Annotated in this window: 8 protein-coding genes; 1 reads left to right on the forward strand and 7 read right to left on the reverse strand. The window is 35.0% G+C overall.

All coding sequences use genetic code 11. The features are described from left to right. Positions 1 to 9: 9 nt before the first annotated feature. From L3X39_RS12970 to L3X39_RS12980, 3 genes are all read right to left on the reverse strand, one after another. A complete protein-coding gene (locus L3X39_RS12970) occupies positions 10 to 1,557 on the reverse strand; it encodes a T9SS type A sorting domain-containing protein (protein ID WP_237232285.1) in 1,548 nt (515 codons plus the stop codon). Between the two features lie 165 nt (positions 1,558 to 1,722). Then, a complete protein-coding gene (locus tag L3X39_RS12975) occupies positions 1,723 to 5,175 on the reverse strand; it encodes a glycosyl hydrolase (RefSeq protein ID WP_237232286.1) in 3,453 nt (1,150 codons plus the stop codon). Positions 5,176 to 5,308: 133 nt separating this feature from the next. Beyond that, positions 5,309 to 6,358 (reverse strand): aldose epimerase family protein, encoded by a 1,050-nt coding sequence (locus L3X39_RS12980; protein WP_237232287.1) that lies wholly within the window; start codon positions 6,356 to 6,358, stop codon positions 5,309 to 5,311. 452 nt (positions 6,359 to 6,810) lie between these two features. On the opposite strand from L3X39_RS12980, the gene L3X39_RS12985 reads away from it, so the two are divergent. Continuing rightward, positions 6,811 to 7,758: a hypothetical protein gene (locus L3X39_RS12985; RefSeq protein WP_237232288.1), complete on the forward strand. Its 948-nt coding sequence runs from the start codon at positions 6,811 to 6,813 to the stop codon at positions 7,756 to 7,758. A gap of 349 nt (positions 7,759 to 8,107) precedes the next feature. Here the strand turns inward: L3X39_RS12985 and L3X39_RS12990 are convergent, their stop codons facing one another. From L3X39_RS12990 to L3X39_RS13005, 4 genes are all read right to left on the reverse strand, one after another. After that, positions 8,108 to 9,850 carry a sulfatase family protein gene (locus L3X39_RS12990; RefSeq protein ID WP_237232289.1) on the reverse strand — a complete coding sequence of 581 codons (1,743 nt, stop codon included), beginning with the start codon at positions 9,848 to 9,850 and terminating at the stop codon, positions 8,108 to 8,110. Between the two features lie 71 nt (positions 9,851 to 9,921). Further along, the gene (locus L3X39_RS12995) at positions 9,922 to 11,049 is read right to left on the reverse strand and encodes a glycoside hydrolase family 88/105 protein (RefSeq protein ID WP_237232290.1); all 1,128 of its coding nucleotides are present in this window, start codon (positions 11,047 to 11,049) and stop codon (positions 9,922 to 9,924) included. A gap of 6 nt (positions 11,050 to 11,055) precedes the next feature. Beyond that, positions 11,056 to 13,320, reverse strand: coding sequence for a glycoside hydrolase family 3 N-terminal domain-containing protein (locus L3X39_RS13000; protein WP_237232291.1), 2,265 nt, complete (start codon positions 13,318 to 13,320; stop codon positions 11,056 to 11,058). Next, entirely contained in the window at positions 13,320 to 14,669 is a 1,350-nt protein-coding gene (locus L3X39_RS13005; protein WP_237232292.1) for a family 43 glycosylhydrolase, read from the reverse strand. The genes L3X39_RS13000 and L3X39_RS13005 overlap by 1 nt, the downstream gene beginning before the upstream one ends. Positions 14,670 to 14,672 lie beyond the last annotated feature (3 nt).

Here is a 14,672-nt window from a genome sequence, read left to right on the forward strand (position 1 = left end):
AAACATCTCTTACTTCATCACAAGTCTCTTATGATATACTTTATTAGTATTATCAATAACTTTAATCAGATAAACGCCCGATTGAAAATCATTATCAACTACAAGACTATCGTTGTTAGTAAACTTTTGATAAACCACCTTTCCTAAAACATCATAAATACTAACTTTTGCGCCATTCATATTTTTAAAAGATATGGTGAATCTATCCACTGAAGGATTAGGGTATACTTTTATTGTTGATAACAAAAGTTCATTATCATCAGTACTTAGCACTGTACTTGTTGGAATAGCTTCCCAATTACTTCTATTATCTGACTCTAGAACTGAAATATGAGTTACGGTTCCATTTGCTTCATGATACAAGTACCTGCCACTGTTACCAGATTCAAACCTATAAGTATCCTCTGTTTCATTATAATGTATTGTCCAAACTTTGTCACCATCACTTGAAGGCGCAGCATTTCCAGTACTTACAACTACATAAGGACCTCCTGGACCACCAGAACCTGGTGCACGCAGTATTCCAAAAGTTTCACTATCAATATTAAAATAACTTCCGCTTTCTACAAAAGTCCAATGTGTGTTTTGAGCTTCACCCGAATCTGTCATAATAACTGGTGTGGCACTTGATCCTGCATCTGTTAAAAATTTACCTGTAGCTACATTTCTCAGCCTGTAAATATTATCAGCTGGATTTGGTCCGCCATTATCTACAATTTCTACCTTCTGGTACGTAGTATTTGCCCACCTAATTTGAGCTCTTCCTCCTTTAACTCTATATGCACCATATCTAATACCAGATTCCGTTCCTCTTTCTGGTTCAGGAATATTCCAATTAAAAACCTCTCCTCCAATTACCGCGTCACAATAATGAATTTTTTTAGTGGCATCGTTTGGGTCTTCTCTAAAACCTACCTCTAGTTCAAAACTGATTTCCGCATCTTTATTTACGTTCTTTAAAAAAACGATTTCCCTACCGCTTCCTTCGCCTCCACGATATAAGATACGTTCAGCATAAATATCGAATGACATCTGCTTATCTGCATCGACACCAGTACCATATACGGGCTTAGCTAAATACAGACAAATTGCTGGATCTGGGGAACCTCCACCACCAGTGTGTTTTCCTTTAGCTTGTATTAAATAGCTCCCATCTTGGTTGGTTCCTGCGGTATCACCCACTTCAAGAACTCTTACAACTCCTGTGAATCTTGCATAACTTCCTACACCTGTCTCCTGAGACCTACTTAATGAGCGTTCCATTCTAGGTTGCAAAGTTGTATCAAATTGATTTGAACCATCTGTTATGTTGTACACACCCCAAGTTTTTCCATAAACATTGCTTTCTTTGTAATTTGCGTAACACGTACGGTCATCAATAGTTCCTACATTAACAGGGTTTGGTAAATCATCTGACGTCCTAGTAGCATTTGCACCATCTGGGTTACAAGTCGTATATGGTACTCCATCTTCATCAGGAGCAGTTTGTGCTGTTACAAAGCATGTTAAAAGCATTAAACAGTAAAACAACATGGATTTAAAAGTAATTTTTTTCATAGCTATTTGAGATATTTTTGAGTTGAAAATAACATCAATAAGATAAAGTTCTTAAAAACTCCTGAAAAAGTGTCCTGAGCTATCCTGACTTTAAGACAAACGGACTAATAATTCGTTAAAACACTAAACTTTAACAAAAAATTATGCTTCTAGTAGGTGAAAAGATTATCTAATGAGTTTTAAAACAACTGGTCCTATTAAGCCAGAATCTTCCAAGTCAGTTTCATGCTTTTTAGGTGGATTGGTAGTCCAAGTTTTCTTTTCATCTTTAGATCTGGTATTATCGAAAATTAATTGATTTCGCCATGTATTGGTAACCTTAACTTCAATGATATTCTCTCCTTTTTTAATCGTGTCAGAAATATCAAATTCAAAAGGAGGCGCCCATTTTACCCCTATTTTTTTTCCGTTGCACCAAAGCTCTGCTATATTAGCTACTTGTCCTAAATCTAAAATACTATGCTTACCTGTTTCTTCAATATTGATTACTTTGGAATAGGTAATTGTTCCAGAATAATGCCTAACAGCTTCATTATCTAAATCAGTTAATGACTTTAGCTCATCAATTATTATGGAATTAGGTGTATCCCAACCTTCATCAAACTGCAACTTCCAATCACTTTGTAGTGACTTTTCTTCGATGGCTATTGCTTTTTTAATTTCATTTTTATTTTGATGAAAAATAAATTCTCCAGACTTTGAAGCAATAAAATCGTCACCTTTCCATGATAATTCCGGCAAATTATCTGTTTCATGAATTCTAAACCATCCTGTTTCTGCACTTAAAATCACCTCATCATTATAGGTGATTTTTGAAGCTAATGGCGTTTTGTTTTCTTTTGAAAATACTACAATTTGGCTTCCACTTGGTGCGAAAGAAAGTGCAACATTTATTCTATTATTTGATGCGTTCCAAACTTTTGCTTCTTGTTGTTCGCCATTAAAAGCATTCCATATTTGAGGACACACATCTTTCAATCTAAAACTTAAAGTAGCATCCACTAGTTTATCCATATTTGAAGCCACAAAATAAATATGTGCATCCGCTGTTTCGCGGTGAATCCATTTTATATTTAAGTCATCTGGAACTATTACATCTTGTTCAATTTTCTCTTCCTGTAAAACTTCGTCTAATGTTCTACCCCAATATACCTTGCCTTTACCAACTTGCTTTACGCCTTCGTTTGTGTTTCCCCATAACTCATCTCCAATTTGTAATAATTCTTTTAAATCCTTTTCATTATCCATTAAACTGGGTGAATCTTGAGGTTTTTCACCAAGAATTACAGCACCTGCCAATACTAATTCCTTAAGCTTTTTAGCTGTAGACAGCAACATTTCTTTTGAATCTCTTAATGTAATGATGCGATAATCTCCTGCATTTTTAACATGAATTTTACCGTTTTCAACACTTAATCTATCATGTAGTATTTCAGCATTTAAATAATCAAAACGGTAGCCTTCTGGGAAATAATCTAAATCGAATGGTGGGCGGTCAAAGTGATCGCCATAATATCGCAACACATCAGCTACGTATTCACCTTGTTGTAAAACATATTGGTTTCTTGCTAAATAATTCGTCCAATCTTTCATGTAAGGCCACCATGTTTGTTGTCGAACTAGCGGGAACCCAATATTTCCTCCAAAACTAGACCCAGGAGACACATTGGTTTGCGGTGTATGCGAAAAGGTATGGAATACTAAATGATTTATGCCTTTGGTAAAATTATAATCGATTAAATATTTTACAGAAAATGGATGTTCGTTCCATTTCAAACCTACTTGAGTACAAGCTTCAGCTGCCAAAACTGGTTTATTATATAAATGTACAGCAGATGCCGCATTGAAAACAGGTTTAGCATATTCATTTTGAACAGATGGTGCTTTGGGATACCAAAACTCAGTCATTGGAATATCGCTAACGCCGTAATACCTCAGAGGGTCTATGGGTAATACTTCGCCTCCAGCACCTTCGGTATAAACATCTGCTCCCATATCATGGGCAACGGTAGCAAAATGTTTAAAAAAGTTATCGATAAACACCTCATCCATTGTATGTCTTAAATCCCTCAAGAATTTTGTAGTTATTTTAGGACTTTCCACAATATAGCCCATAGTAGCCGGCAAATAAGTTTTCATGCTATACCCCCGCCGTTGCTCAAATTCCTCGAACATATCTTCAGAATTCATAGTCCATGTAGGCACATGACTCTCCCAGCTATCTATTAATAATCCATGCAGTTTACCATCACCTATCGGGCCTCCGTCTTTTATTAAATTGCCAATCATCCCATTACGCAAATGGTTCTCGATAGTAACTTTATCTAACTTACTTGATTCCCAACCTGTAGCTTCTGGAACTGCAGGTTTATTTGTTAAGCGCATATTAATATGGCCAAAACGTACTATTGTCCATTTTCCTTCTGGAATTTCCCAGGTCAACCTACCATCACTGGACATTTTATCAGTGAGATTAATAATCGATTCTGACTTGATAATCGTATTTTCAGAATAGTTGTATTCCACCTCTTTTTCAAGACGTCTCAATACTTTTGCCGCTTTAGCTTCATGATTATGAAATTTAGGATTGGGGCTTAAGCGAATAAATTCCGGAGCAATAGTATGTTCACCAATAAAAGTAAATACAAACGAATTTGATGTTGTTTCTGGAATGGCTAAAGTGAGGTGCTTTCGTCTATCATTCCAATTAGCGTCTGGTAAGTTTACGGTTATTATTTCCGTTAATTTATTGTCAATACGTGCTTCCACCTTAATTTTTACATCAATTACTGGATATTCCGTCCCCATAATGATATGTCTCAATTGTGGAAATTTGATGGTACGTAAAGTCACAGGGGCATCAAAGGTTGCTTTAACCCATGTATCTTTGTCATTTACTTTTGAAATGCCTTGATTTCTGTATTGTTCCAACGATTTATCTAAACGTGTCGTTGTACGAGTAACAATAATTTTAGAATTCGGATTGAAGATATCTTTCCATGGAACTAAAGGATTATTTGTTTCAATTTTAGATGGATTCAAAGGATGTAAATCATCTCCTTCAGGTGTTGGAAAAGCCAAAAGCTGAATATCTTTATAATTATAATCTGGTGTATGGTATAAAGAATCTATCTGTAGGATATCTTCAAAGGTATTTCCACCCTGTACTCGATAAACAGTTTCTACAACTTCGCGTTGTGCTTCTTCAACCGGCACCCAAGGCCCTCCAGTCATTGACCAACCAGGACAATTTTGCATGGTGAATTTTAAGCCTAAACGTTTGCATTCATCTGCTGCATGACGAATCATGTCTTCCCATTCAGGAGATAAAATTTTTATTGGTTTTACATTAGGGAATGGTCTTCCGTCTTTATTAAATAAGTGGATACCTTGCAGACCTGCTTCTTTTATAGCTTCAAGATCTAAAGTTAAACCCTCCTTGGAAATATTATTTCCATTAAGATGAAACCATGTTTCTGGGCGAAAGTTACAAGCAGGGTTTTTAAAATTTTGCCTTAATTCTTCAAAAGTCATTAAAGGTGAAATATTTGTGGTTTCTACTTGCGATTTACAAACCAAACATAAAAATGACAACAATAGAAAATAAATATATTTCATAAAAACAACTTTTTATTTTATAAATAAAGAGATAATATTTCATTAATGTAACCTGTAGTATCATGCACGAAAAAACAGCCAATAATCGTGCTAGATTTTTATATAGAATTAATTACCCATAGCAACTACTTGCTCAAAAAATCGAAAACCTGAAAATGGTTTTTGTTCTATAAGTTTCGCCTGGACTCAAAATAATTGAAGAGAATAATTTCTGATTTGGTGCATCAGGAAAATGTTGAGTTTCCATAGCAAATGCTTCGCGATATTTAAGTGTTTTTTCCGATTTTCCGATATCGGATCCATCAAAAAAATTACCTCCGTAAAACTGAATTCCTGGTTCTTCGGTAAATACTTCCATTTGACGTCCACTCTGAGGGTCTATAACTGTTGCTGCTGGAGTAATTTTATTATTTTTTTTATTCAGAACAAAATTATGATCATAACCTAAACCATTTTTAAGCTGTTGATTATTTTGTTGTTGGTTTAAGTCATGACCAATTTTTTTCGGTTTTCTAAAATCAAAAGGAGTGTTTTCAACATTCAGGTTATCACCTAAAGGGATTAATGTCTCATCTATCGCTGTAAACTTGTCGGCATTAATTGTTAAAATATGATTGTTTATTGTACCACTTCCCTCACCACCAAGGTTAAAATAAGCGTGATTTGTAAGATTTACAGGCGTTTTTTTATCCGTGCTAGCTTTATAAGTTATTATCACTTCATTTCTATCGGTTAATTCATATTGTACCAATACGTTTAAATTCCCGGGATACCCCATTTCTCCATCTTTCGACATATAAGTTAGAACAATTGAAAAATCACTTATTGATTTCACGTTCCAAACTTGGTTATGAAATCCTTTAGGACCTCCATGGAGATGGTTTATACCATTATTTATAGGTAATTCATATGTATTCCTTTCTAAACTAAACTGTCCCTTTGCAATCCGATTCGCAACACGTCCGATTATTGCCCCATGATAAGGTTCATTGGCTTCAATATATTCCTTAATACTTTTAAAGCCTAGTACAATGTCTGCTATTTTCCCATTTTTATCGGGTGTACATAAACTAACAATACGTCCGCCATAATTGGTCACAGCCATTGTGATATTAGCATTTTTTAGAAAATAAATGCCAACTGTTTTACCATCTATGATGGATTGAAAATTCTCGGGTTTCAAACTACAACAGTTTCGTTTTTGACATAGCATACTAGATTATAAAAGATTAATTAAAATAATTTTGGCTAGGTAAACTTTTCGTCTTTCATCATATATACAAAATCATTTTTTTACTCAAACTTACTACAGTTATGACATCTAAAGTTTCCAACTTTTTTTTGTTGGCAATTTAAAAATTGCTACTAAAAATGTAAAAAATACTTAAAAATTTACTCTTCATTTAATGAACCTTTTAAACAATAAAATAACAGTTTTTTAAGTTTAAGAGTATCCTGCACAATCATGTAAAATAAAGCATATAGGAATCCTAACATCAATTCTGCAAGATTTAAATTTGTTTGAGAAAACTAAAAAATAAGGCTCCTTTAAGTTAAAAATTATTTTCAATCAGGATACCACAGGATAACCAGATTCTGCTATCTTATTATCTTTGAATTAAATTGTTAAATATTATGAAAAAATCAAAATTCATTTACAAACTAGTATCAATTACTTCATTAATTGCCTTTGTAGCCTTATTTTCTTGTACAAAAGATGGGCTCGGGTTCTCTGAAGACATTATCGTATATGAATACGTCCCAGATCCTGATCCAGAACCAGACCCAGACCCTGTAGCTATAGCAGAGGATGAAGATACGGGTTCAGACCTAAGCTGTTCTTCTGAATTCCAAAACAACAGTACTAGAAATGTAGATGTGCCAAACCCTGCTAATGTAGGTGAAGTTGATGATAGAAGTTGCTACTCCGATTACTCAGAAAGTATTATTGATGGTACTACTTGGGGAATATATAATATTACTGATGGGTCCAACCACTGGGATGCACCAAACACCTTACAACCCAGAATAGAAAGATCGTTAAGCAGATCTGGAAGCACAGTAGTAGGAAGTTATGCAAAATTTTCAGCAACATTTAGAATTTTAGAAGTAGGTGACACAGACGGAACAAATCAAGATGGAACATACATAGCTCAAGCCAAAGGAAAACACACAGGAGGTGGTGGTTCTCCAGATCCTGCTATTTGCCTATATTTAGCTAAGCCTGTTTATGGCACAGGTGTTAATGCAGACAAACAAATAGCATTCGATATTTATGCTGAGCGTATTTTAACTCGTGGTGGAGAAGGAAGTGATGGTAGAGAAATAGTTTTCCTAAAGCAAGTTGATAAAAATGAGAAAGTTGACTTTGTTCTAGAGGTAGGTTTTGCTGAAGATCCAAATGATGCAACAAAAAAAATACATTATTGTAATGCCGTAATTGGTGGTGAAGCCTTTAATTGGAATATCCCTGAGCCGGATAGAGGAACAGAATCTGGTATTAGATATGGTGCATACCGAGTAAAAGGAGGTAGAGCACAAACTAGATGGGCGAATACTATTTATGAAAAAGTGGAAAATTAATCAAAATACTTTTAGAACAACTATCCTCAAGGTAGAATTTTAATGCTATTTTGTGACTTCATTTTGGAAAAAATTAAAATTCTTTATTTAGATTCACACATTTGGTAGAATAACAATATTAATGAAATCCCTGGTGCATAAGCATCGGGGATTTTTTTTTGATTAAATTTTGCCTTTATTTAAGCAGAAATCTTCATCTGAAGTAGAACTTATATAATCTAACCCATTTAAGCGGTGAGTTAAAATCTTGAATGAATAGTTTTATTTTTAATGAAATAAGATTTGAATAAAAATTATAAGTAATTAGTTAGTGTTTATAGTTTTTTAAATGCATATAACTCATAGTTTATCAATCAAACTCGACTGTTTTACTTGGTATAAACCCTATACGATGTGCTTGAACTTGTATTTTTTCACCTTCTGAAAGTTCTATTGGATTTTGATAAACCATCCAAGACTTTGGTGTTTTACCTTTTTTAATAATTTTATAGCCAATGGAGGCGCCTTCAGTATCACAATTTATAGTAACTTTTCGATTTTTAGTAGTAATGGTTGGAGCAGATGTTTTTGGCTGAGTATCACTACCGTTCCACAATCTTTTAATAAGATCACCTTCTGGCAAGTCAGGATTATCCCCTATGGCTTCAAGCCATTTATCCATTTCGGCACTCATCTCTTTGAGCTTATCTTGATATTCAGGATTATTTGCAAGATTATTCAATTCAAAAGGATCAACCGAGCAATCAAACAATTCTTCTTTAGGCTTCCTTTCCCTGAACCATTGCATTTGATGTTCGTTAAGTTGCCCTTCGTTTTTCAATCTCAACAATTCCTGCATGGTTGGAATGCGCTCTCTATATTCAATAGGTAGATAATACCCTTGATCCGGTCTGTAATTTCTAATGTATTTATATTGTTTATCTCTTACCGCTCTTATCACGTCTGTTTCTGCATCAAATCGATCAGCCGCTGCATGAATATAATCACGTTCCTTGGTTTTAAATGGCCCTAAAAAAGCTTGCCCTTGCATGTATGGTTTTGGCTCTTCGTTTATAAATGACAATAAGGTTGGTGCAAAATCCACAAAACTTATTAGTTGATTATCCTTTGTGCCTGCTTGGATTTTATTAGGAAATCGAATAATCATTGGTGTATTTAGGCCCGAATCATAAATTAGTCTTTTTTCTCTTGGTAGTGGCCCGCCATGGTCTCCGTAGAAAAAGATTATTGTATTTTCCAACAAGCCATCATCTTCAAGTTGCTTTAACACGGCACCCACTTGCTTATCCATTTCGGCGATATTGTTGTATAATTTCCACATATCGCGACGTGTTTTTTCTGTGTCTGGCAAATATGGTGGAATGTTAAATTTTGTATCTTTTGGAAGGTGAATTGGTGTATCCTCTTCAGTCATGCGATTATTAGCATGATGCTCGCCAAAGTTTTTCCATTTGTATTTTTTATCTCCTGCATGATAAAGTCTGGTTTCAATTTCTCTGAACCCATAAGGCTCAAACAATCCAGATTCGTGGGTTTCGGTAAAATTAATTACTGAAAAGAAAGGTTGATTCTTATCTCTATTTCTCCAATGTGCATACGGACTATTCTCGTCCCAAGCGGTAACAGGCTCTTTAAATTGGTAATCGGTTTTGTAATTATTAGTACAATAATAACCTGCGCGACGCATCCATTCGCTTATCATCTTAACTTCGGAAGGCGGAACAGCTTCATAGGGTGGAAGTCCTCTTTCTTTTGTATATGAATTAACACGCATATGATTGGCGCCAATACTTGAAGGGTACATGCCCGTGGCAATTGCTGCCCTACTTGGAGCACAAACCCCTGAAGTTGAGTATAGGTTTGGATAAACTATGCCTTCATTTGCTAATCTACTTAAATTAGGAGTGGCAACGGTAGTATCTCCAAAAGGTGGAATATATGGCCCCATATCTTCGGTTACCAACCACAATATATTTGGACGGTCGAGTAACTCTAAGATAGCCTCTTTTGAGGTTTTTACTTTGGATTTATCTTTTGATTGACATCCTATAAAACCGATGCATACAATGAGTAAAAATTGGAGAAACTTCATGTTATTATTTTTTAAATTAAAAAAGGATAATAATTAAATTAATATCCTTTCTTTCTGCGTTGTTTTTAGATCTATTTTAATTTTAAAATTTCACTACCTGCCATTAAAAAGGCGCCTGCCCCAAAATTCTGCCAACTATCATATGATGCAGGTTCTGGGAAAGCCCCAATGTTTTGAACCCAACCTACACGACCATCGTCATGTTGACACGCTGCTATAGCATTCCACGCTTTAATGACTGCTGAAGTATGTTTTTTATCTACCAGACCATTATTGATACCCCATGCCAATGCAAAAGTATGGAACCCACTACCACTTACCTCTCCATGGTCATAAGATTCTGGAGATAGTAAACTTGTTCTCCAAAGTCCATCTTCTGGCTGAATCTCTAACATTTTCGCTGCCATTTCTTTGTATAGTTTTTCATAAAACGGACGGTGCTTATAATCTTCAGGCATATCATCCAATATTAAAGCTAAACCAGCTATAACCCAACCATTTCCTCTAGACCAAAACACTTTTTTTCCATTTGGCTCTTTATTATCATTATCAGATCCAGTCCAAACAAAACGCATATCTCTTGCAAACAATCGTTCTTCTTCATCATATAATTGGTTATAGGTTTCCATATAAAACTTATGCATGTCGTCTAAATACTTAGGCTGATTGGTGTGTTTTGCATATAAGTTAAGTACAGGAGGCGCCATAAATAAGGCATCACACCACCACCATAAAATGGTTCTACCGTATTCCGATTTATCGGTTCCGGCTTTCCAGTTATCATCTTCATACAAGTGTGCATCTAAAAACTTTTTTGTAGGCTCCAAGTCCACAAAATTCTTTCTCCCTTCATTCATATCAATATATAAGTAACTATATGAAATGGCTACATCATCAGCGTGATGTATTCTATCAAAAGTCTGCCAATCATTCCAATACGCTTGATTTTTTAAGGCTGCCATATACATCATATCCTTAGTAGTTTTATGTGCCCTAGCAACACCAGTATAGTATGCACCGTTAGTCCAATCGGTTGGTGCTAATGCTATAATAGGGTGTGCTTCTTGCCACTCTAAAGCTTTTATCATTGAGGATTTCACTTTGGATTTATCTATGCTTTGAGATTCAGCTACTTTTTGAGCTGTTGAACAATTGAATAATAATACAACCGCTACAAGTGTTAAAATAGTCTTATTCATGATGTCTTATTTTTTTAGTTTGAATGTTGTTTCTAAATATTCTTGTGATGAGGTTCCTATTTTAACGGAATAGTCTCCAGCTTCTAAAACTTTTTCCATTGAAATACCGGTAAACTCTAACATTTTAGGTGTAATCTTAAATGAAACAGTTTTACTTTCTCCCGCATCTAATTCTATTTTCTCAAAACCTTTCAGTTCTTTATCTGGTCTTGTAACTGAACCTATTTCGTCTTTAATGTACATTTGCACTACTTCTTTAGCCTTAACATTACCATTGTTAGTGACTTTTACGCTAACCTCTAACTCTGTGTCTGGTGTTATTTCAGCATTTGAAATTGCAATATCTGAGTATTCAAAATTAGCATAACTTAAACCATGACCAAATGGGTATAATGGGCCTTGACCTAAGAACAAATATTCCTTTTTATAGTTGATTTCTTTCATACTATAGTGAAACGGAATTTGCCCAATAGATCTTGGAATTGTAACTGGCGATTTACCTGATGGCGATACTTCACCAAAAACGATTCTGGCCGTAGATTCATCACCAAATTCACTTAAATCCCAAGTATCTAAAATAGCATCGGCTTGTTCTGCTATAACATTAATAGATAAGGTTCTTCTGTGCTTTAAAACCACAATTACTGGTTTACCTAAAGCTTTAATTTTTTCAACGAGTTCGTCTTGAGGGCCAACAGGGTCAATAGTTGCTCTATCACCTAACGTACTATTACTAAAATAAGCTTCTTTTGCAGTGTACTCATCACCTCCCAAAAATAGTATTGAAACATCTGCAGACCTTGCTTTACTTACTAAACTAGCTATGGCTTTTGGATCTCTGTCTAAAAGTTCTGGTGCACCGCCTTTCTGATTCGTTAATTGAAATCCTTTTTCTGCAATGAATTTTACATTTGAACCCGCAACAGATTCAAACATCTCTTTTGTGTTTTCTTTTAATAGAGGACCTAACAAGGCTATTTTTAAAGATTTATCTCTTGACAAAGGCAACGTGTTTTTTTCATTTTTTAGTAAAATGATAGACTCTAAATCTGATTCTTTGGCCAAATCTAACGAAGACTGAGCACGCACACCTTTTTTGACTTCTTCAATATCGATATACGGGTTATCAAACAATCCTAAAATAAATTTTGTTCTCAACACACGTCTTACAGAACGGTCGATTAGCTTTTCCAACTCTGGGTTTTTCTTCACCATTTCTGGCAGGTAAGCATACGAGTCTTCAGCATATAAATCGATATCTATTCCTGCTTCTAAGCCCATTTGAGCTGCAGCCTCGGGAGACTCAGCAACTTTCATGAAATAGAATAATCGCGCAATATCATTCGAATCTGAAACCACATAACCTTCAAATCCCCATTGATCGCGAAGTACACCAGTTAATAGTTCTGGATTACCATGACTTGCCACACCGTTTAAATCGCCATGAGATGCCATTATACCTAATGTTTTAGCTTCTTTAACGGCCGCTTCGAATGGTGGATAAATTTCATCAATCAAGGTTCTTTCAGAAATCTCAATGGCAGCGAAGTTAGAACCTCCTAATACTTGTCCGTAACCCGCAAAGTGTTTCGCTACGGCGCCAATATGCGTTCCATTCCCTAAGCCGTCATAATCACCTTGGACCCCAATTATGGCATTTTTTACCATCTGCGTTGTTAAATACGTGTCTTCTCCAAAAGCTTCACTCATTCGTCCAAAACGTGGGTCGCGCACCACATCTGCTTCAGGTGAATGGCACATGTGCATCCCTCGCAAACGGGCTTCTCTACCTACAACATCCCATTGACGCTGTACCAATTCTGGGTTAAACGATGCTGCTGATGTCATTGGGCGTCCAAATCGCGTACAACCTACTGCATCTACACCATTATATGATTCTGTTACAAATAACGCTGGAATACCCCAACGGTTATTTTCAATAATATACTTTTGAAGCTCGTTATTCATTTTTGCTGCTGCTACGGCATCAATATGTTCTCCTGGATTTTTTATTCCTGCAATTCCTAACTTTAATTTTTCTATAACTCTATCTGACAATGTTAAGTTACCATTTTCATCAGGCTTTGTACCGATGTTGGCATGAAAAATACGCATTTGTGCCACTTTTTCTTCAAGAGATAATTTAGGCAATAAGGCCTCTACACGTTCATCAATTGATAAAGATGCATCCTTATAATCCATTGAACTTGAATCATTGTTTTTACATGACGCGATAATTATTAATACTGCTAAAAAAAATATTTTCTTCATTAGTTTTTAAATTTAAATCGATTTAATTTGAAAGACTCAGGCTTTACGTCTTTAAAAACAAAACATAGTGACTGATTCTCTTTAAGGTTTTTGGTTTCAAAACTTCTTTTTTGAAATGTGTAGATTTCATTTTTAGGCACATCACAAGTAAATAACAACATACCTTGAGCATCATTTTCTCTAACTTCTATTTGTATAGCTTGATTAGCAATAACTTCTAATTCTAAAGTAGATGAATGCTTTAAATTCTTGATTTTAGGATATACAACAGAACTTATGTCTTCGGTTGGTTCTATAGAAAATCCGCCTTTAGTATTTTCAACTTTTACGATGTTAACTGATTTAAAATAATCTTCAGCTTCAATAATCGCGTTGGCATCATAGTTCCCTACGCCAATACCATCAACTCTAATTGTGGCCATTTCACCATTTTCTTTGTAGTGAATATAACTTATGAAGCTATCTCTAAAATATCTATTTCCTGTTTGACTGATATCACAATAGATATAATACCATTGGTTATGCCACTCAAAAAACGAACCGTGACGCCCTTGTAAAAATCCATTTGGCCATGTTGGTGCATCATAGCCTTCATCAAAACTTCCCTCTTTTATAACAGAATCTTTATAATCATAAGGTCCATATAGATTATCTGACATAGCATAAAAACAGCCCCAAGACAAGTAATATTTCCCATTGTATTTATGCATAAATGGTTTATCATCTGTTGGCATCTTTTTATTATTACCATCAGGATTATAAGGTCCACGCGGATTATTAATAACAATTTTTTTAGGTTTTTCAGCTAAACTTACCATGTCATTATTCAATCTGGCTATGTAGTAATCCCAAACACCAAAAATTATATAATGTTCTCCATTATCTTCAAAAATGGCCATATCATATTCATGAGTTGGGGTTAATTCTGAAGACAACAGTGGTCCACCCAAAACATCTTCCCAAGGTCCAACTGGCGAATCTCCAACAACTACACCTGTTTGTTCGTTACCCTCTGAAAAATAAAAATAGTATTTACCATCTCTATATGCAGCATCGGTAGCCCAACAACGTGAAAAATCTTTACCTATGTATGTATCCTTTGGATTTAGCACACTGCGTTTTGTCCAATTCACTAAATCAGGAGACGACCATACCCACCAATCTTCCATGATGAATTCTTTGTTTTCTATAGATTTATCATGAGATGCATACACGTATACCGTATCGTTAAAAATATGAATATGTGGGTCGTTTAATCCTTGGTTTGGAACTATTGGGTTCTGAGCAAATAATAAAAAGCCATTTATAACCAGCCATACTTTTAATGTATACTTAAATAGTCTAGTCATTAT

Origin of the sequence: Flaviramulus multivorans (genome assembly GCF_021728415.1) — a bacterium.
GTDB lineage: Bacteria > Bacteroidota > Bacteroidia > Flavobacteriales > Flavobacteriaceae > Sabulilitoribacter > Sabulilitoribacter multivorans.